At 47.1% G+C, this 18,962-nt stretch carries 17 protein-coding genes and 1 other annotated feature; of the genes, 8 read left to right on the plus strand and 9 right to left on the minus strand.

All coding sequences use genetic code 11. The features are described from left to right. Nucleotides 1–38: 38 nt before the first annotated feature. Complete coding sequence (locus LZU85_RS11395; RefSeq protein WP_011149556.1) at nt 39–1,523, minus strand: carbon starvation CstA family protein; 1,485 nt, start codon at nt 1,521–1,523, stop codon at nt 39–41. Between the two features lie 237 nt (nt 1,524–1,760). Between LZU85_RS11395 and LZU85_RS11400 the strand changes: the two genes are divergently transcribed. Then, nucleotides 1,761–2,102: a DUF2799 domain-containing protein gene (locus LZU85_RS11400; RefSeq protein WP_011149558.1), complete on the plus strand. Its 342-nt coding sequence runs from the start codon at nt 1,761–1,763 to the stop codon at nt 2,100–2,102. 26 nt (nt 2,103–2,128) lie between these two features. Next, nucleotides 2,129–3,925, plus strand: coding sequence for a cation:proton antiporter (locus tag LZU85_RS11405; RefSeq protein ID WP_237287123.1), 1,797 nt, complete (start codon nt 2,129–2,131; stop codon nt 3,923–3,925). Between the two features lie 43 nt (nt 3,926–3,968). On the opposite strand, the gene LZU85_RS11410 is transcribed toward LZU85_RS11405, so the two are convergent. Then, nucleotides 3,969–5,132: an anhydro-N-acetylmuramic acid kinase gene (locus LZU85_RS11410; RefSeq protein WP_237287124.1), complete on the minus strand. Its 1,164-nt coding sequence runs from the start codon at nt 5,130–5,132 to the stop codon at nt 3,969–3,971. Nucleotides 5,133–5,183: 51 nt separating this feature from the next. On the opposite strand from LZU85_RS11410, the gene nagZ reads away from it, so the two are divergent. The 3 genes from nagZ (at nt 5,184) to tyrA (ending at nt 8,582) form a co-directional block, all read left to right on the plus strand. Then, nucleotides 5,184–6,170 (plus strand): beta-N-acetylhexosaminidase, encoded by a 987-nt coding sequence (gene nagZ, locus LZU85_RS11415; protein WP_237287125.1) that lies wholly within the window; start codon nt 5,184–5,186, stop codon nt 6,168–6,170. A 194-nt stretch (nt 6,171–6,364) separates the two neighbouring features. Further along, nucleotides 6,365–7,435: a 3-deoxy-7-phosphoheptulonate synthase gene (locus LZU85_RS11420; protein ID WP_237287126.1), complete on the plus strand. Its 1,071-nt coding sequence runs from the start codon at nt 6,365–6,367 to the stop codon at nt 7,433–7,435. Nucleotides 7,436–7,454: 19 nt separating this feature from the next. Beyond that, nucleotides 7,455–8,582 (plus strand): bifunctional chorismate mutase/prephenate dehydrogenase, encoded by a 1,128-nt coding sequence (gene tyrA / locus LZU85_RS11425; protein WP_237287127.1) that lies wholly within the window; start codon nt 7,455–7,457, stop codon nt 8,580–8,582. A 72-nt stretch (nt 8,583–8,654) separates the two neighbouring features. Here tyrA and LZU85_RS11430 read toward each other — a convergent pair whose 3' ends face one another. From LZU85_RS11430 to ettA, 3 genes are all read right to left on the minus strand, one after another. Further along, a complete protein-coding gene (locus tag LZU85_RS11430) occupies nt 8,655–9,659 on the minus strand; it encodes a M23 family metallopeptidase (protein ID WP_237287128.1) in 1,005 nt (334 codons plus the stop codon). A 28-nt stretch (nt 9,660–9,687) separates the two neighbouring features. Continuing rightward, nucleotides 9,688–10,062, minus strand: coding sequence for a PilZ domain-containing protein (locus LZU85_RS11435; protein WP_176298064.1), 375 nt, complete (start codon nt 10,060–10,062; stop codon nt 9,688–9,690). Between the two features lie 116 nt (nt 10,063–10,178). Beyond that, a complete protein-coding gene (ettA, locus tag LZU85_RS11440) occupies nt 10,179–11,846 on the minus strand; it encodes an energy-dependent translational throttle protein EttA (protein WP_130249056.1) in 1,668 nt (555 codons plus the stop codon). A 333-nt stretch (nt 11,847–12,179) separates the two neighbouring features. Here ettA and sltY point away from each other — a divergent pair, with 333 nt between their 5' ends. Both sltY and trpR read left to right on the plus strand, forming a co-directional pair. Continuing rightward, nucleotides 12,180–14,120 carry a murein transglycosylase gene (sltY, locus tag LZU85_RS11445; RefSeq protein ID WP_419795969.1) on the plus strand — a complete coding sequence of 647 codons (1,941 nt, stop codon included), beginning with the start codon at nt 12,180–12,182 and terminating at the stop codon, nt 14,118–14,120. 15 nt (nt 14,121–14,135) lie between these two features. Then, nucleotides 14,136–14,444: a trp operon repressor gene (gene trpR / locus LZU85_RS11450; RefSeq protein WP_176298062.1), complete on the plus strand. Its 309-nt coding sequence runs from the start codon at nt 14,136–14,138 to the stop codon at nt 14,442–14,444. 29 nt (nt 14,445–14,473) lie between these two features. On the opposite strand, the gene yjjX is transcribed toward trpR, so the two are convergent. The 4 genes from yjjX to LZU85_RS11470 form a co-directional block, all read right to left on the minus strand. Beyond that, nucleotides 14,474–15,010, minus strand: coding sequence for an inosine/xanthosine triphosphatase (gene yjjX / locus LZU85_RS11455; RefSeq protein ID WP_176298061.1), 537 nt, complete (start codon nt 15,008–15,010; stop codon nt 14,474–14,476). A gap of 6 nt (nt 15,011–15,016) precedes the next feature. Then, nucleotides 15,017–16,195, minus strand: a complete 1,179-nt coding sequence (pheA, locus tag LZU85_RS11460) for a prephenate dehydratase (RefSeq protein ID WP_176298060.1) — start codon at nt 16,193–16,195, stop codon at nt 15,017–15,019. A 13-nt stretch (nt 16,196–16,208) separates the two neighbouring features. After that, nucleotides 16,209–16,330, minus strand: a sequence feature (Phe leader region). A gap of 108 nt (nt 16,331–16,438) precedes the next feature. Further along, nucleotides 16,439–16,762, minus strand: coding sequence for a ribosome hibernation-promoting factor, HPF/YfiA family (hpf, locus tag LZU85_RS11465; protein WP_011078575.1), 324 nt, complete (start codon nt 16,760–16,762; stop codon nt 16,439–16,441). A gap of 357 nt (nt 16,763–17,119) precedes the next feature. Beyond that, nucleotides 17,120–17,845 carry an outer membrane protein assembly factor BamD gene (locus LZU85_RS11470; RefSeq protein WP_176298059.1) on the minus strand — a complete coding sequence of 242 codons (726 nt, stop codon included), beginning with the start codon at nt 17,843–17,845 and terminating at the stop codon, nt 17,120–17,122. A gap of 136 nt (nt 17,846–17,981) precedes the next feature. Here LZU85_RS11470 and rluD point away from each other — a divergent pair, with 136 nt between their 5' ends. After that, a complete protein-coding gene (gene rluD / locus LZU85_RS11475; RefSeq protein WP_176298058.1) occupies nt 17,982–18,959 on the plus strand; it encodes a 23S rRNA pseudouridine(1911/1915/1917) synthase RluD in 978 nt (325 codons plus the stop codon). Nucleotides 18,960–18,962 lie beyond the last annotated feature (3 nt).

Consider the following 18,962-nt stretch of genomic DNA (forward strand, 5'->3'; position numbering starts at 1 on the left):
GCAGGCTCTGTTGGGTTTAGCAAGCAAAGGTGGATTGATTAAGCAGTTTCAGTGACGCCTTGAGGTTTTTCCTCATCGGCAAGGTCCGTTTCGCCTTTGCCTTTTGATGTTTTAATCACGTAACCGGTTACCGCTGCCGCGAAGAGTACGCCAGCAATGGTGGAGAGTTGCATTGGCAAACCAAAGCCCAGCGCGCTGTTGTTGAGGATAAAGGTCACACAAACCGTTGTCATGAAGAAAGCAGGTACTGTGGTGATCCAATGTAGCTTGTTGTGACGCAGTAGGTAAGCTGATGCTGTCCACAACATCATGACTGCGGTGGTTTGGTTGGCAAAACCGAAGTAGCGCCAGATGATGCCGAAATCGACTTGAGTCAGAATGCCACCAAGTACGAACAGTGGTACGGCCATCAACAGGCGGTTACGTAGGGTTTTCTGTTCCATGTTGAAGTATTCAGCAAGGATCAAACGGCTAGAGCGGAACGCTGTGTCACCCGAAGTAATAGGAAGAATGACCACACCTAGGAAGGCAATTACGCCGCCAAATACGCCAAGCAGACCAAATGATGCGCTGTAAACCACGTTGCCAGGGCCACCGTTTTTCACCGCTTCTGCTAGTCCTTCAAGTGTGCCGAAGAACGAGAGTGCGATAGCACACCAGATCAATGCGATCACACCTTCACCAATCATCGCGCCGTAGAAGACAAAGCGGCCGTTTTTCTCATTTTCCATACAACGAGCCATCAAAGGTGATTGCGTTGCGTGGAAGCCAGAGATCGCACCACAAGCAATAGTGATGAACAGAGCTGGCCATAGAGGCATATCATTCGGGTTCAAGTTAGTGAACATGTCGCTGACTTGGAAATCACCCATCACGGTGTGCTCAGAAGAGAATGCAATCGCCGTCATCAGACCAACAGACATGAAAATCAGCAACGCACCAAACAGTGGGTAGAAGCGACCGATGATTTTATCAACCGGTACGATGGTTGCGATGATGTAGTAAGCAAAAATCACCACAACCATGGTGGTCATGCTCACAGAGAAGCTGGTTTGGTCATTGATCAGATTGGTGATCATGCCAGCAGGCGCGGAAACGAAGACCACACCAACAAGCAGCAGCAAGACAATGGCAAAAATGTTCATAAAGTGTTTCGCGCCATTACCAAGGTAGCGACCTGTGATGGTCGGTACAGAAGCACCACCGTTACGCACAGAAAGCATGCCAGAGAAGTAATCGTGTACTGCACCAGCGAAGATACAGCCGACAACAATCCAAAGCATCGCCGCAGGGCCGTATAGGGCACCCATGATTGGACCAAAGATAGGGCCAACGCCAGCAATATTCAGTAGTTGTACTAAGTAGACTTTTTTGGTCGACATTGGCACATAGTCAACGCCGTCGGTTTTTGTATGGGCAGGGGTACGGCGATTTTCATTGATACCAAATACTTTCTCAACGAAAGCACCGTAGATGAAGTATCCGCCAATCAGGGCTGCGACACAGGTAAGAAACCACATCATAGCAATTTGTCCTTGGATAATTAATTAAGCTCAGGATGGATAGTAAAGCTTGGTTTGGCGAGATGCATTCGGTGATGAAGTCAGTGGTCGAATATCGAGTTGAGTGGTCGATGGGCCAATTAAGTGGTTTTAACGTTTGCTCAATGGTCGGAACAAAACTATTTTTTGTGCACGAGCGGCATATTCGCTGTTTTTAATGATAATGTATTTGCACAAACAATCAGTTAAGGAAATGGAATGAAAACAAGTGCGCTAGGATTGGCCGTGTTTCTGCTGGCGGGTTGCGTCGCTTCAACAGAGCAACTCGCTCAGCAAGGCGATTGGCAGCAAATTGGTTATCAAGATGGTATCGCAGGACACACTCAGCGTAGCTATAAAGCGTTGGCGGAGTTAGGTGAAGTTAACAAAAGTGACTATGAACAAGGTTACCTTGAAGGGGTAGCGGAATATTGTAACCCCGATTTTGCTTATCAGATGGGACTCTCTGGTCAATACTATGAAGGTGTTTGTGAAGGGACAGAGCAAGCACAAAAATTCCGCATGGAATGGCAGCGTGGTTGGAATGAATACCAAAACTAATTAACCCAACGGATGAGGCAACGGATATGCAAACCGAAACAACCGCATTATGGCTTGCTGGTATAGGGGTAATAGGGCTTGCCTGTCAGTGGTTTGCTTGGCGGTTAAAATTGCCTGCAATTCTATTTTTATTGGTGGCGGGCTTATTGGTTGGGCCGGTGAGTGGCTGGCTTCAGCCAGAGCTGCTTTTGGGCGATTTGCTTTTTCCTATGGTGTCATTAGCGGTCGCTGTGATTCTGTTTGAAGGCAGCTTAACGCTGAACTTTCGCGAAATACGCGGTGTCAGTAACACCGTTTGGAGCATAGTGACGCTCGGTGCGGTGGTTTCATGGGGATTAACCAGTACCGCAACTCACTATCTGCTAGGGTTTGATTGGCCGCTTGCGTTGTTGTTTGGTAGTTTGACCGTGGTCACTGGGCCAACGGTGATTGTGCCGCTGCTGCGCACCGTTAGGCCATCGACGCGCCTCTCCAATATTTTACGTTGGGAAGGGATTTTAATCGATCCGCTCGGCGCACTGTTTGTGGTGATGGTGTATGAGTTCATTGTCTCCAGCAGTGAAGCGCACAGTTTGGTGGTATTGGCGTGGATTCTGGCCATTGGCCTAGGATTAGGCGTTCTGTTTGGTCAGTTTCTCGCGGTGGTACTGCGCCGTGGCTGGTTGCCTGAATACCTACAACCGTTTGCCGTTTTAAGCTTAGTGCTGGGCGTGTTTGCGCTCTCGAATCATCTGGAGCATGAATCGGGTCTATTAACGGTCACAGTGATGGGGATGTGGTTAGCCAACTCCAAAGGGGTGGATATCAAGCATATTCTTCACTTTAAAGAGCATCTCACCATTCTCTTTATTACTGGCTTGTTCATTTTGTTGGCGGCGCGTATCCAGCCGGAAGACTTTTACACACTCGGCATCAGCGCCTTGGTCTTATTCGCGTTTATTCAGTTTGTCTCTCGTCCGGTCTCTATCTATCTTGCGACGCTGCGCAGCTCGCTTAATGGTAAAGAAAAGGCCTTTCTGGCTTGGGTGGCGCCACGTGGCATTGTCGCCGCGTCCATTTCGTCGTTATTTGCGATCAAGTTAGAATCACTCGGCATGTCTGAGGCTGCGTTGTTAGTGCCACTTACCTTTATGGTGATTATTGGCACTGTGGTGCTGCAAAGTGCAACGGCTCGGCCAATGGCGGTGGCACTAGGGGTGTCAGAACCCGCTCCAAAAGGTTTCTTGATCATCGGAGCGAACGATGTCGCGCGTACATTAGCTCAGGCAATCAACAAGTACGATTGCCGCGTGGTGTTAACGGATTCGAACTGGGATTACATTCGTCAAGCGCGTATGGCTGGGCTGGATAACTATTTTGGCAACCCGGTATCGAGCCACGCTGATGAGTACCTCAACTTAATTGGCATCGGGCATGTGGTGGCACTGAGCCCTGATCGCTACTTCAACATTATGGCGTGCATGCACTTTCTCAACGACTTCAGTGATAAGCGGATTTTCTGTTTATACGATAAGTCCAATGGCAATGGTTCGGGTGACAAACATTCGGTGTCTGATGGCTACAAAGGGCTGCCATTCTTAGATGAAGCGATCAGTTATAAAAAGTTAGCCAGTCTGATCAATCAAGGGGCGGAAGTGCGTCACACCAAGATCAGTGAAAACTACACGTACGCAGATTATCGTGAGACGCACGCGAATAATTACGTATTGCCGCTGTTTGTAGTGGATACCAATGGGCGTGTGCAAATTTGCCACAACAGTGCGAACTTCTCGCCAAAAGAAGGAGAGACGATAGTCTCTTTGATCAAGGTGCAAGAAGCCTAAAATTTCACGCGGTGACAGGCATCTACCCGTCACCGCGTTTTATCTAGGCTTTGGGGTAGAGTACACCGAGGCTCGCCAAGCGGCTCGCGCCAGTCACTTCGGGTAAATTGCTTGGTAAGCGGTGCAGGTGGCGATAGGCCAACCAAGCAAACGCCATGGCTTCCATGTAGTCCCCACTGACCCCTTTTGCATCGGTCGTTGAGACCTGCCACTGAGGCAGCTGTTGCTGCAATCGTTGCATCAGCAGAGGGTTACGAGCCCCGCCACCACAAACCAGCAACTGCGGTGTTGGACCATAGCGAAAGCGCTCAACTTCTTTACTAATGGTTAAGGCGGTGTACTCACACAAGGTGCGCTGTACATCTTCGCTTCGATAGTTCTGCCCTTGTAGTTTTGCTCTCAACCACTCCATATTGAAAAGCTCGCGCCCTGTGCTCTTTGGGGCGTCTTGATACAAATAAGGCTCTTGCAACAGCGTATTTAGTAACGCCTCATTCACCTCCCCTTGGAGAGCAAACCGCGCGTCTTTGTCGTAATTCTGTTGTGTGTGTGTTTCACACCAAGCATCCATCAACATATTCCCTGGTCCAGTGTCGTAACCAAGAACAGGGCGAGTTGGGTGGAGCACTGAGATATTGGCAATTCCGCCGATGTTCAACACCACGGTAGTGGAATCTTGCAGCGCAAATACACTTTGATGAAAAGCCGGAACCAAAGGGGCGCCTTGGCCGCCCAATGCCATGTCTTTGCGACGAAAATCTGCCACGGTGTCAATGTTGGTGCGGGTGGCAATAATGTTGGCGTCGCCCAATTGGGTGGTAAAAGGAAACTCGCCATTCGGTTGATGAAATACCGTTTGGCCATGATTACCGATAGCGCGAATCTGGCTCGCGTCGACGCCTGCTTGGCTGAGCAAATCCATCACGGCATCGGCAAAAAGATGGCCGAGGCGGTGATCAAGTTCGCCAATCTGCTTTAAGTTGGTGGCTTGCCCAGTGCAAACGGAGAGCAGTTGCTGGCGTAAGTCTGCTGGCATCGGGTAGTCACTGTGGGCAATTAAGCGGACTTGCTCTTGGTCGAACTCCACGAGGGCACAATCTACCCCATCCATACTCGTGCCGGACATGACACCGATATATAACTCTTTTGTGCTCACACTCAATTCCATTGTGTTTTCATCATGCAAACCATTGTAATGCAAATTCATTCGGAATAACCTCGATGAGTTTGAGATATTCCGTCTATTTTGGAGAGAAAAATGGGGCCACTTTGGGTTGATGTCGCAGGTTATGAACTGAATGCAGAAGACAAAGAAATTTTACAGCATCCATCCGTTGGCGGATTGATCTTATTTACCCGCAACTATCACGACAGTGAACAGCTGTTGGCGCTCACTGCGGCCATTCGCCAAGTGGTCAAACGTCCTTTTCTGATTGGCGTCGACCAAGAGGGAGGGCGAGTTCAGCGTTTCCGTGATGGTTTTTCTCTGATTCCTGCCGCGGCAGAATATGCCAAACAGGCCAATGGGGAAGCGATGGCACAAATGGGCGGTTGGCTGATGGCGGCCGAACTGATTGCTCATGATATCGACCTGAGTTTTGCCCCCGTGTTAGACCAAGGCTTTGGATGTAAAGCGATTGGCAACCGAGCATTTGGTGAAGACACGCAGACTATTTTGTGCCATAGCAGTGCCTACATGCAGGGCATGAAAGCGGTGGGGATGGCAACAACGGGCAAACACTTCCCAGGTCATGGCGGCGTGGTGGCAGATTCGCATCTTGAAACCCCGTTTGACCAACGAAGCGATATTGTTGAGCAGGATATGGCAATCTTTAAAACGCAAATTGAGGCAGGTCTATTAGACGCGATGATGCCTGCGCATGTGATTTACCCGCATTACGATCCTCAGCCAGCGAGTGGTTCAGAATATTGGTTAAAACAGGTATTACGCCAGCAATTGGGTTTCAAGGGCTTAATTTTTTCTGATGATCTCACCATGGAAGGGGCCGCCGTGATGGGAGGCCCTGCAGATCGGGCTTTACAAGCATTGAATGCGGGCTGTGACATGCTTTTGATGTGCAATAAACGCGATGCACAAGTGGCAGCCTTGGACGCACTGCCTATCGTCGAGGTTCCCTTGGCATTATCCTTGTTGAAGAAACGCAGCTTCAGCCTTTCTGAACTGAAATTGGCGCCGCAATGGAAAGAAGCAAGAGAGAACATGCTACGCATACTGGGCCACTAAAACTTAACAAAAGACGAACTTGAAAACCAAAGCGAGGTGCTTTGGTTTTTTTATTGTGTGTAATTTATTTTTTACACTTAATGTTTTTTATTGTTTACGGTTGATTTTTAATTCAACCCTGCTAACTTGTGTTCAAACAGGTTTTGACTCTCAGGGATATGAGGGTGTAAAAAATAATATACAGGTTGAGTGTCATGCAGAAAAGTGAACTAAGCAATATTAATATCAGCGATGAACAAGTGCTGATTACGCCAGAACAGCTAAAACAGAAACTGCCACTGAGCGACAACGCCCGCCGCTTCATTCAAGAGTCGCGTAATACCGTCGCCAATATTATTCATAAGCAAGATCATCGTTTGCTGGTGGTTTGTGGTCCTTGTTCTATTCACGATCTGGACGCGGCAAAGGATTACGCGCGTCGCCTAAAAGCGCTCTCTGCCGAGTTAAGCGATCAACTGTATATTGTGATGCGTGTTTACTTTGAAAAACCTCGTACTACAGTGGGTTGGAAAGGGCTCATCAACGACCCTCATCTGGATGGTAGCTTCGATATTGAGCATGGTCTGCATGTTGGCCGTCAATTGTTGGTGGAGCTGGCTGAAATGGAGATCCCGCTGGCGACAGAAGCGCTCGACCCAATTAGCCCGCAATACTTGGCTGATACATTCAGTTGGGCTGCGATTGGTGCGCGCACGACAGAATCACAAACTCACCGTGAAATGGCCAGTGGTTTGTCTATGCCGATTGGTTTTAAAAATGGCACGGATGGCAGCTTGTCAACGGCGATTAACGCGATGCAAGCGGCCTCTTCAAGCCACCGTTTTATGGGGATCAATGCGGAAGGCCAAGTGGCATTATTGACGACTCAAGGCAACCCGAATGGTCATGTGATTCTGCGTGGTGGTAAGCAGACCAACTACGATTCTGTGTCGGTGGCGGAGTGTGAGCAAGACATGGCCAAAGTGGGTTTGGATGCGTCATTGATGGTGGATTGTAGCCATGCCAATTCACGCAAAGATTACCGTCGTCAGCCTTTAGTCGCCGAAGATGTGATTCATCAAATTCGCGAAGGCAACAAATCGATCATTGGTTTGATGATTGAAAGCCACATTAATGAAGGTAATCAATCCTCAGATTTACCGCTTTCTGAGATGCAGTACGGTGTTTCTATTACCGACGCCTGTATCAATTGGCAGGCAACTGAGGCACTATTGCGTAAAGCACACAGAGAGTTAGTGCCGCATTTAGAAAACCGTCTCAAATAAGGATAGAGCAAGGTAAATCATGGCAGTTGAACTGAACGCATTGCGTGAACAGATTGATGCAGTAGACAAACAGATGTTGGCGCTATTGGCTCAGCGCTTGGCATTGGTAGAGCAAGTTGGCCATGTGAAAAGCCAACATGGCTTACCGATTTATGCACCCGATAGAGAAGCGGCGATGCTGGCCTCTCGTCGTGCAGAAGCCGAAAAAATCGGTGTACCTCCACAACTCATTGAGGACATTTTGCGCCGAACCATGCGTGAATCTTATGCCAGTGAGAAAGATTCTGGGTTTAAATGTCTCAATCCGGATTTACGCTCTGTGGTGATCATTGGTGGTCATGGCCAGTTGGGGGGGCTGTTTGCTCGCATGTTTACCCTCTCGGGTTACCAGGTCAAAATCTTAGGCAGTAAGGATTGGCACCGCGCTGATGAGATATTGGATGGGGCAGGATTGGTGGTGGTTACCGTGCCGATTCATTTAACCCAAGGGGTGATTGAAAAGCTGACCCAACTGCCATCGGATTGCATCTTGTGTGACCTCACTTCGATCAAGTCGAAGCCGCTGAAAACCATGCTCGATGTGCACTTGGGGCCGGTTGTTGGTTTGCACCCTATGTTTGGTCCCGATGTGCCGAGTTTAGCCAAGCAAGTGATTGTCTACTGTGATGGTCGAGGTGCTGAGCAATATCAGTGGTTACTGCAGCAGTTTAAGATTTGGGGTGCAAGCTTGTGCCAAATTGAGGCCAGCGAACATGACCATGGCATGACGTTAATTCAAGCGTTAAGGCACTTTACCTCCTTTGCGTACGGCATGCATTTGAGTCAGGAAAATCCAAGTCTCGATAAACTGCTGAAACTGAGCTCGCCCATTTATCGTCTTGAGTTAGCGATGGTGGGTCGTCTGTTTGCCCAAGATCCAAATTTGTATGGTGACATTATTCTTTCGTCGCAAGAGAACATCGACATGATCAAGCGTTTCCATCGCCGCTTTGGCGAGGCACTAGAGATGTTAGATCAGCACGATAAAGCGCGTTTTGTTGAACGTTTCACGCAAGTGAGTGATTGGTTTGGGGGTTATTCGCAGCAGTTTATGGCGGAAAGCCAAAATTTACTCAAACAAGCGAATGACAACTTGCATCGTGATTAACATTTAAGCGTATTAGAAATAGAAAAAGAGCAGCCTGATGCTGCTCTTTCTATTTTCGGCTTACCCATTGCGTTAGTTGGTTTGCAAGCTTGGGTCGAGGCTATTCTCTTCGCTGGAAACCGTGTCAATACTGGTATCACGATAGGGGGATTTGGTGAGATTGACTTGTAAGCGAACCACATTATCAATCATCTTAACCAAAGGACTCCATTTAACCGTTTTCTCTTTTTCAAACAGATAGTTGAAGTTCTCTTGGTTCCAATCCATGGTGTACTGTGGATTGAGGGCTCGGCCTAAAAAACGCACTTCGTAATGCAAGTGAGGGCCGGTTGAGTTCCCTGAGTTACCACAAGTGGCAATCACATCGCCTTTACTGACAAATTGGCCGCTTTTGACATTAAAGCTCTGCAAATGGGCATAAGAGCTCATGAAACCAAAAGAATGACGCATGGTGATGAAGTTGCCAAAGCCTTTCTTACTTGGCCGCACCGTTTCAATCACCCCATCGGCAGGTGCCACGATTTCTTCCCCGCGCTTACAGGTGAGATCAATACCGGTATGGGTATGGCGTTTACCAGAGATAGGATTGGTTCGGCGTCCAAACGAAGAAGAGACACGCAAGTAAGACATTGGTGAATCATTTGGGATCAAGCGGAACATGGTGGCTCGTACTGCGGAGTCAATAGCTGCAGTATCGATGCGCTCTTCCAACGTCGCTTCATCGTCAATGATTTCTTCATCGGCAATGCCCAAAACGGACTCCACATCGAAAACACGTTTACCCAGTAACTGAATTTGGTTACTTTTTTCGGTCAACGTCTGCGACAGAGAGTGATTGGTGTCTAGCTGCTCTTGATAGTCAGCAAGTAGCCGCTGCTTTTCAGAATTGAGTACATTAATTTGCGCATGTAATTCTTGTGACTGTAAGCTTTGCTGCTGGTATAGATACCAGCCACCGCCTAAAGTCAGTGGTAAAGCGGTGATAGAGATCAGTAAGGCTGCGATTGTGCCTTTACCCAAATAAAAAAGCTGATCCCCATTGTGAGTGGGGATCTGCACGGTGATTTTTTTCGACATAGTTAAATATTTTTATTGGCTAGGCAATTCAACTGGTTTCGTCACCAAGATCCGACAAATGCTCGATCTCTCGGTGCAGTAACTCATCATCGCCCACATTAAGTTCAACCAAGCGTTTCAGATGACTGATACTATCAATATCAATGTGGTTAATCTTAAGTCGGATTGTCTGTTGATCAAAGCCCACAACATCGGCTTCGAGACTGATATCAATATCACTATCAGAAAGTGTGAAGTCCACCAGCACTTTGTCGTTGTTTTTTAACGTATGAATGGAATCAGTACGTAACAACAGTCCATGCAGTGAGAGATCCTGAATCGTAGTATGCAGCACATATTGCCCTTGCTTTACGATCGCAGAGACTTGGTAGATGATGCGTGAAAATCGACGTCGTTCAGTCATATTTACTCTCTCAAAGTTTCCGTTTTCGGGCTGGATAGTAATTGGGACACTAAACCGTAATGAAAATAAAGGCCGCTATATTAGCGGCCTTTGTACAAAATTCAAGCAATAATCTTCTATTTAGTCATACGCTTGTATTTGATACGGTGCGGTTCTGCTGCCGCAGGACCAAGAGTCTTTTTCAGCCACTCCATGTACTCAGTATAGTTGCCTTCGTAGAAGTTAACCTGACCTTCATCACGGTAATCAATGATGTGAGTCGCAATACGGTCGAGGAACCAACGGTCGTGCGAGATCACCATGGCACAGCCTGGGAACTCAAGCAGCGCTTCTTCTAGTGCACGTAAGGTTTCAACGTCAAGGTCGTTGGTTGGTTCGTCTAGTAAGAGTACGTTGCCACCGGCTTTGAGCAGTTTCGCTAAGTGAACGCGGTTACGTTCACCACCTGACAGCTCGCCGATCACTTTCTGTTGATCCACGCCTTTGAAGTTAAAGCGAGAGCAGTATGCTCGTGCTGGCAGCTCGAAGTTGTTGATCTTGATGATGTCCGCACCTTCAGAGATCTCTTTGAACACAGTGTTTTTGTCGTTCATTGAATCACGGAATTGATCAACCGACGCCAGTTTTACCGTTTCGCCCATCTCGATAGTACCGGAATCAGGCTGTTCAACACCACTCAGCATCTTGAATAGAGTTGATTTACCCGCACCGTTGGCACCGATGATGCCGACGATAGCCCCTTTAGGCATGCTGAATGAAAGATCGTCGATCAGAACACGGCCGTCGAATGACTTAGTCAAATTCTTCACTTCGATGACTTTATCACCTAAGCGCTCACCAGGTGGGATGAACAACTCGTTGGTTTCGTTACGTTTCTGGTGATCGGTATTCTGTAGCTCTTCAAAGCGTGCCATACGCGCTTTCGATTTGGCTTGGCGACCTTTAGGGTTTTGACGAACCCATTCCAGTTCTTTCTCAATGGTTTTCTGGCGAGCTTTTTCTTGAGACGCTTCTTGTTGTAGACGCGCATCTTTTTGCTCTAGCCATGAGGTGTAGTTGCCTTGCCATGGAATACCTTCACCACGGTCCAGTTCCAAAATCCAGCCCGCAGCGTTGTCTAGGAAGTAGCGGTCGTGGGTAATGGCCACAACAGTGCCTGAGTAATCCACGAGGAAACGTTCCAACCAAGCGACCGATTCTGCATCTAAGTGGTTGGTTGGTTCGTCAAGCAGCAGCATATCTGGTTTTTCAAGCAGTAGACGACAAATAGCCACACGGCGACGTTCACCACCGGACAGGTGCGCCACTTTTTGATCCCACTCTGGAAGACGCAGTGCATCCGCAGCACGCTCAAGCGCGTTATCTAAGTTATGGCCATCTTTGGCTTGAATCAGAGCTTCAAGCTCGCCTTGTTCTTTTGCAAGCGCATCGAAATCCGCATCCGGATCGGCATAAGCGGCGTACACTTCGTCAAGACGTTTCAATGCACCCGCCACATCGGCAACGGCTTCTTCGACCACTTCACGTACGGTTTTGCTTTCGTCGAGAACCGGTTCCTGTGGAAGGTAGCCCACTTTCAAACCAGGTTGTGGACGCGCTTCGCCATCAATATCGGTATCCAGACCAGCCATGATGCGCAATAGGGTCGATTTACCAGAACCGTTTAGGCCCAAAACACCAATTTTGGCACCAGGGAAGAAGCTTAGAGAGATGTCTTTGAGAATTTGACGCTTAGGTGGCACGATTTTGCTCACCCGCGACATGGTATATACGTATTCAGCCATTGCCGATCGTTCCTAAATTTAAATCCACATAGAGGCAATATTTTATATCAACTGCAGCAGATTTGTTACTGTCCAAGGTGAATTTCAGTGGCCATTCCACACTATTCTGCTCACAGAGATTGGCCTGAAAATGAATAAAATTGACAACATGATGACCGCATTAGTGTGTAACTGTGTTTCATTAAAATGCTATCACGATTATTTACATCTGTTATCTTTACAATACGATAACAGAACGATGTAATTGGGTGCATATCATTTTGCTTTGTGGCACTTTTTAAGAGCAATGAACGCTATACAAAAACGTCCGGGGATGTGGCGAAAATGACATTAATGAGTTTGGGGAGAGGGGTAACGAAATCGTTACTAGTATTCACATTGGGATGCGCCGTTAGCTTACCCGCAACAGCCGCAGGAGTGGTCACTTTAAAGAAACAACGCGTGTTATATGAACAAGCACAGCAGTTTTTAGATGAAAACAATAGTGAGCGGTATTTGGAGATTCGTTCTCAGTTGGACGATTACGCGCTCACGCCGTATTTGGATTACCGATTTTTTCTTGCGCAGTTGTCTTCCAAAACACCTGAAGAGGTTGAGCATTTTATTGAAAGTAGCCGTGACTATCCTTTCTCGCAACGCATTCGCGCGCCTTACTTAGACAGCTTATATCGTCAGCAAGCTTGGTCGGATGTCATTGACTTTCAACGCCAAGAGCCGAAGGGAGAAAGCTATCAGTGCATTTACTATTATGCTCAGTACCAGCAAGGCCAAAAGGAATTCGCTTTCAAAGGTGCAAAGCAGCTATGGTTGAGTGGGCTTGACGTTGCCGAACAGTGTGATCATCTGTTTACCGTTTGGGAGCAGGCTGGTGCCCGTAGTGATGAGCTTATTGTACAGCGCATGCTGTTGGCGTTTGAGCAAAAAAACAGCAAATTGATGACCTACCTGATGAAGTTGCCTAAAGGCAATCTCGCTAAGCAACAGGTCAAAGAAATGAAGGCGTTGTTCAATAGACCAGAGTCAGTTGCGGAGTTTGCCAAAAAGCACAAAGCCAGTGATTTCTACCGCAAACAGAGCCAACTTGCGTTGGAGAAGCTGGCGAGAAAGGACATCCATCAGGCCCAAGCTGTTTATGACCAAGTGATTAAATCTCAACGTTTTTCTACAATACAAGCGCAAGAGTTGGCCGAGTATTTGGCATTTCGGCTGATAAATACCGACTCTCCATCATTAGCCGCATGGCGAGATGCGGTTTTAAAAAAATCCCACAAGCAGAATTTGCTTGAACGACGTATCAGGCTTGCCTTACAAGAAGCGGATTGGAAAGGTGTACAATCTTGGATTAGTAAGCTGGATGGCGAGCAGCAGAACTCACTGCGTTGGCAGTACTGGTTGGGACGCAGTGAAATTGCATTGGGTAACCAAACACAAGGTAAAAAGCGCCTTAGCCAATTAATTGGGCAACGCAATTTCTATAGTGTCGCGGCTGCTAAAGAGATCGGGCAGTCGATTAATTATCCAACGTCGACGTTGAAACTCGATAGTCAGAGTATTGAGCCTTACTACGAATCTCTTGCTCGAATTGAAGAACTGATTACTTTAGACAAAATCGCAGCAGCGAAAAGTGAGTGGCAATACCTGCTGTCACGCAGTGACGAACAAATGCAAGGTATGCTTGCGGTCTATGCGGCCTCAAAGCGCTGGTATCATCTCACCGTGACGGCCAGTATTGCGGCGCAAATGTGGGACAACATGGAGATTCGTTTTCCGGTGGCGCATCGCTGGTGGTTCAATTTCTATGCTGAGAAGCACGATATTGATCCTATTATGTTGATGTCACTTGCCCGTCAGGAGAGTGGTATGGATGCCGAAGCTACCTCTCCAGTCGGTGCGCGCGGCATCATGCAAATAATGCCCGCAACCGCCAAGTACACAGCCCAAAAGTATCAATTGAGCTATGAAGGCTCTGATGACTTGTACCAAGTCGGTAAGAACATCGAAATTGGCAGCCACTATCTCAATGGTTTATTGGAACAGTACGATAATAATCGAATTTTTGCGTTTGCCGCTTATAATGCAGGCCCACATCGAGTGAAAAGCTGGCGAGAAAGAACGGCTGGTAAGTTAGATGCGTATGCCTTTATTGAAGCCATTCCGTTTAGAGAAACGCGTGGATATGTACAAAATATCCTGATGTTTGAAACCTATTACCGAGATATTCTTGGTGTTGATGGGGCGTTTCTAAACCAGCATGAACTCGAGGCCAAATACTGAGATAGGTAAAAAGTAATGTCGCAACAACCGGAATATAACGACTGGCAACAAATCGTCGATTTGGTGAAAATCAGCGTAGAGCAAGAACAGCATGATATGTTGCTGACGATGTTAATGACGCCTGACGAGCGAGAAGCGCTCATCTCCAGAGTTAATATTGTACGTGAGTTGTTAAAAGGTGAGCTTTCCCAGCGACAAATCAGCCAAATGTTGGGCGTTGGTATTGCGACCATTACTCGAGGTTCCAATGAGCTGAAGTTAAAGTCAGATGAAGATAAAGCGCGCTTGAATCAGTTATTGGAAGGGACGAAAAAAGGCGGTTGATACCGCCTTTTTACTCTTGAGTTCTTATCCTAGCTTAAGTTGGCAGGGAAATGCTCAGGATTGGTAAAAGGAATTAAGGCTAAGATTAACGCTTGATGGTAGACCGAGCTACGAGTGAGCTGGTTTTGCGTCAATAAACTGATCGCTCCACCTTTTTGTTTAATATTCTCGGTGCCAAACACCTCATCCATCACATCCCCCAGCTCGTTTGCATTGGCCAATTTGGCAATGACATTCGGTGGCAACATCAAACTGGCTGAACGAGATTCGCCACGATGAGTGTGAGATTCAATCACCATCCAAGCGAAGGTGACGTTACCATCAATGCCTGCTTCCAAACCAACATAAAATGCACCGTCTGATCGGCAAGCCTTAGCATTTCTGACTCGATTAAGAGCACCAAGGTGAGTCTCGCTGTCGCTCATTGGCTGATCGGCCACTTCGCTAGGGACATTCACCCCCACAAATTCAAAGGCGCTATCGGGAAAGGTACTTGTGAACGCGCTTTCCACTGCGGTGATTTTGGCTGGGTTCAGCGAAGCAATAATGACTTTTTGCGTTGTCATGATCTTTTAGCTCAGTTTAACTTGTGTCGCTTTCACGTTCTCGCTTGGGTAGCATCCTAATACTTTTAAATGCTTAGTGATCTTTGTGAGCTCGCCAAGTGCCAACTGCATCTCTTCAGAGTCGAGGTGCGCTTCGAGATCGACATAGAACATTTCTTCCCAAGGATTGCCCATGATAGGACGCGATTCTAGCTTGGTCATATTGATGCCATAACGCTGCAGTACCAGTAAGGTTTCCACTAATGAGCCCGCTTTTTGTGAGGTCGACATGATCAGCGTTGTTTTGGCCGGGATCTGAGTGGACACTTCAACTGGCTTACGTGCCACGACAATAAAACGAGTGTGGTTCTCTGTTTGGTTGGCTATGTTGCCCTGAATTGGTTGCAGCCCGTAAAGTTTGCCACTGGATGCGTTGCCAATTGCCGCCACATCATCACGATTGAGTTCTTGCACTTTCTTCATTGCATCAGCGGTGCTCGCGCACGATTTCAGGGTTACCCCTTTTAAGCGACTTAAAAACTCGCTGCATTGCTGATGCGGTTGAGGGTGAGAGTAGAGCACTTTTATTTCTTCGAGACGCACATCTTTGGTGGCCACCAAGCAATGCTCAATGGGTTGTGTCAGCTCACCAACAATGTAGAGCGTGGTGTGTTGCAGTAAGTCGTAAACTTCGTTGATCGAGCCTGAGCTGGTGTTTTCAATCGGCAAAACGCCAAAATCGGCATGGCCCGATTCCACGGTTTGGGTGACTTCTTTAAAGTGCTCGCAGTTGAGTTCGATAAGCTCTGTATTCTTACGACTGAAGTATTCGCGACTGGCAAGATGCGAGTAGGAGCCCTTAGAGCCAAGAAATGCGACTCGAGCGAGAGGCTTTCGGCTCTGCTCTGGGTTGAGCAGGTTTTGCAGGTATGATTGCTGCAGCAGCACCGAATCTTCAATAATGGTATGGAACAGCTTGGTAATGTACTGAGCGTCGAGCTGATACTTCTCACGGCCATTGGTGATCAGTTTCACTAGCAATTGTTGCTCACGTGAAGCGTCTCTAACTGGTTTTGAAGTTTCGACTTTGCTTTTAGCCACTTCAATGCTGAGCTTACGGCGCTCTGAAAGCAGGCTAAGCAATTGGTCATCTAGGTTATTTAATCGCAAACGAATCTCATCGAGAGAAAGTGGCTGTTCTGTCATCGCTCAGTTCCTTAATAAAAAAGCCCCCCGATGTGGGAGGCTTTCTGTTTGTTTTTGACTTTTCTTTCACAAACGAGTCGGCCTCTCCATTATCGAAGAAAAAAGAAGTCAAAAATAAACAGAGAGTGGATTTGCATAAATAGTAAACTTTTGTGAATGTGGGAACACAATAAGCAAGCCAGCATTGAGCGTCAAGCAAAAAAATGGCGCCTTTTGGCGCCATTCCCTCAATCTGGTTGATGATTACTCTTCTTCTACGACTTCTGGTTTTTCAGCTCGACGTGCATCAGGCTTATGTTGCAGTTTGTTCAATTGTCGTTCTAGTTTTTGTTCCACCTCGTTGATGGCTGCGTATAGATCTTCATGAATCGCGGAAGCAATTAGCTGTCCTTTAGGAACCTTAATCACGGCCTCGAACTTCATCTGTTTTCCAGGTTCTTCACTAAAGGTCGTTTGACAACTAATAATATCGGTTTGCCATTTTTCTAGCTTTTTAAATTTGCTCTCAATGTGATTGCGGATAGCAGAGGTGATTTCGATGTTTTTACCAGTGATGTTTAGTTTCATAAATGCGTTTCCTCTGTTGCATCCCTCATGGGTTGACTCCAGATTACGATTTTAAGGATAAAAGAATGTGATGCGGATCACATTCTTATGGGCATTTTTTATTGTTCAAGAGGAATGTGATCTTTCGCAAGCCTTGTTGTTTTTTCTTTGAAAAAAGCTTGTGCTTCGATAGGAAAACAGTAAATTGGGTAGAGTAGATGGCTGAAATTCAACTGCTTTTCAGGGGAGTTGTTCAGCTTAAATAACGAGTTGTATCAAAAAGTAACCAATATCGTTTTGTGATCTTTGTCACTCCAGTTTATATGAAAACGCCGCTGTATTGTCAGCGGCGTTTTAGTTTTTCTTGTCATCGTGTCTTTAGAGTGGATTCAGACGTATTAGCTCTTCGGTGCGTGCGATGGCATCTTGTAAGCCCAGTTCTTTATACGCTGCTAGCTGAATTTTGAGTGATTTTCTAGCAGCAATGGTATCTGGGTAAGTTTTCTGCAACTCCTGGCAACGGTTGATGGCTGCAATCCATGCTTCGCGACGTAAATAGTAATCGGCGGTTGCTAAGTCATATTCTGCTAAGCGGTTTTTTAGAGCAAACATGCGTTTTTGCGAATCTTCCGCGTATGGGCTGTTTGGATAGCGCTCAAGCAGCTTTTTGAAATCATCAAAAGCTTGTTTGACTGGCTCAGGATCGCGATCACTACGATCAACGTTAAACAAATCATGCATGAAGTTGCGATCTTGTGCCATGTGGGTGAGGCCACGCATGTACAATACCCAGTCCATTTTTTCGTGTGTGGGATTTAAACGCGTAAAACGCGAAATGGTCGCCAAACCCAAGGCCAAATCATCGTTCTTGTAGTAGGCGTAAATCAAATCAAGTTGTACTTGTTCTGAGTAAGCACCAAAAGGGTAGCGGGAATCTAGCGCTTCTAGTTTCTCAATCGCTGTGAGCCAGTTTCCTCCTTGAAGAGAGGTTTGTGCTTCTGCATACAGCTCTGCTGGTGGCACATCCGGCACAATTTGTTCACTGCTTGAACAGCCAAACAACACTGATACCGCGAGCAGGCCTGCTAAAGTATGGTGTTTCATGTCAGGAGTCGATTCCTTGATTCTAAATATTTCTTAAGCTTCCGTTACTTTCTTGTCAGTAACAGATACAATGTTGCAATACACTATTTTTCCACAGTAGTGAGCATTAGTCTCACAGTTTTTAAAAAAGTTCCATATGGCTCAGCAGATTGAATTAACAAATACCGTAAAAGATAGTCAATTAGGCCAACGCCTAGATCAAGCTATCGCAGAGTTGTTCGCTGACTTTTCTCGCTCGCGCCTGAAAGAATGGTTGCTTGAAGGAAAAGTTACCGTGGACGGGAGCGTAGTCACCAAACCTAGAACGAAAGTAATGGGCGGGGAAGTGATTACTGTTTTGGGTGAGCTGGAAGATGAAGTGCGCTGGGAAGCGCAAGATATTCCACTGGATATTGTCTATGAAGATGACGATATCTTAGTGATCAATAAGCCTCGTGATTTTGTCGTCCACCCAGGGGCTGGTACGCCAGACGGTACAGTGTTAAACGCATTGTTGTTCCATTGTCCTGAAGTGGCGGAAGTGCCGCGTGCAGGCATTGTTCACCGTTTGGACAAAGACACCACGGGTCTGATGGTTGTGGCGAAAACCGTACCGGCACAAACACGTTTGGTGCGTGCTCTTCAAAAACGCAATATTACGCGTGAATACGAAGCCATTGCCATTGGTCGAATGACGGCGGGGGGCAAAGTCGATAAACCGATTGGCCGCCATGCAACAAAACGTACCTTAATGGCGGTGAGCCCCATGGGTAAGCCTGCTGTGACGCATTTCCGAGTGGCGGAGCATTTCCGAGAGCACACGCGTATCCGTTTGCGTCTTGAAACTGGCCGTACTCACCAGATTCGTGTGCATATGTCTTACCTACAACATCCATTATTAGGTGATGCGGCTTACGGTGGGCGTGCGCGAATTCCAGCGGGCGCTTCTGAAGAGGTTACGGCAATGATCCGAAACTTTGATCGCCAAGCGCTTCATGCAGTGATGCTGCGCTTTGAGCATCCGATCTCGGGTGAAGAGATGGAGTTCCATGCGCCGGTGCCAGACGATATGGTTGAGTTGACTGAAACTTTACGTCGTGATGCACAAGAGCATGGTTTACCAGACGAGTATTGATTG

This window comes from Vibrio floridensis, assembly GCF_021852965.1.
Lineage (GTDB): Bacteria > Pseudomonadota > Gammaproteobacteria > Enterobacterales > Vibrionaceae > Vibrio > Vibrio floridensis.

Coding starts and splice junctions, on each gene's coding strand:
- ettA (WP_130249056.1), bottom strand. CDS start 11,846: ATGGCTGAATACGTATATACCATGTCGCGGGTGAGCAAAATCGTGCCA.
- sltY (WP_419795969.1), top strand. CDS start 12,180: ATGAGTTTGGGGAGAGGGGTAACGAAATCGTTACTAGTATTCACATTG.
- LZU85_RS11420 (WP_237287126.1), top strand. CDS start 6,365: ATGCAGAAAAGTGAACTAAGCAATATTAATATCAGCGATGAACAAGTG.
- LZU85_RS11430 (WP_237287128.1), bottom strand. CDS start 9,659: ATGTCGAAAAAAATCACCGTGCAGATCCCCACTCACAATGGGGATCAG.
- pheA (WP_176298060.1), bottom strand. CDS start 16,195: ATGACAGAACAGCCACTTTCTCTCGATGAGATTCGTTTGCGATTAAAT.
- tyrA (WP_237287127.1), top strand. CDS start 7,455: ATGGCAGTTGAACTGAACGCATTGCGTGAACAGATTGATGCAGTAGAC.
- LZU85_RS11470 (WP_176298059.1), bottom strand. CDS start 17,845: ATGAAACACCATACTTTAGCAGGCCTGCTCGCGGTATCAGTGTTGTTT.
- LZU85_RS11395 (WP_011149556.1), bottom strand. CDS start 1,523: ATGATGTGGTTTCTTACCTGTGTCGCAGCCCTGATTGGCGGATACTTC.
- LZU85_RS11400 (WP_011149558.1), top strand. CDS start 1,761: ATGAAAACAAGTGCGCTAGGATTGGCCGTGTTTCTGCTGGCGGGTTGC.
- nagZ (WP_237287125.1), top strand. CDS start 5,184: ATGGGGCCACTTTGGGTTGATGTCGCAGGTTATGAACTGAATGCAGAA.
- yjjX (WP_176298061.1), bottom strand. CDS start 15,010: ATGACAACGCAAAAAGTCATTATTGCTTCGCTGAACCCAGCCAAAATC.
- LZU85_RS11410 (WP_237287124.1), bottom strand. CDS start 5,132: ATGAATTTGCATTACAATGGTTTGCATGATGAAAACACAATGGAATTG.
- LZU85_RS11405 (WP_237287123.1), top strand. CDS start 2,129: ATGCAAACCGAAACAACCGCATTATGGCTTGCTGGTATAGGGGTAATA.
- hpf (WP_011078575.1), bottom strand. CDS start 16,762: ATGAAACTAAACATCACTGGTAAAAACATCGAAATCACCTCTGCTATC.
- trpR (WP_176298062.1), top strand. CDS start 14,136: ATGTCGCAACAACCGGAATATAACGACTGGCAACAAATCGTCGATTTG.
- rluD (WP_176298058.1), top strand. CDS start 17,982: ATGGCTCAGCAGATTGAATTAACAAATACCGTAAAAGATAGTCAATTA.
- LZU85_RS11435 (WP_176298064.1), bottom strand. CDS start 10,062: ATGACTGAACGACGTCGATTTTCACGCATCATCTACCAAGTCTCTGCG.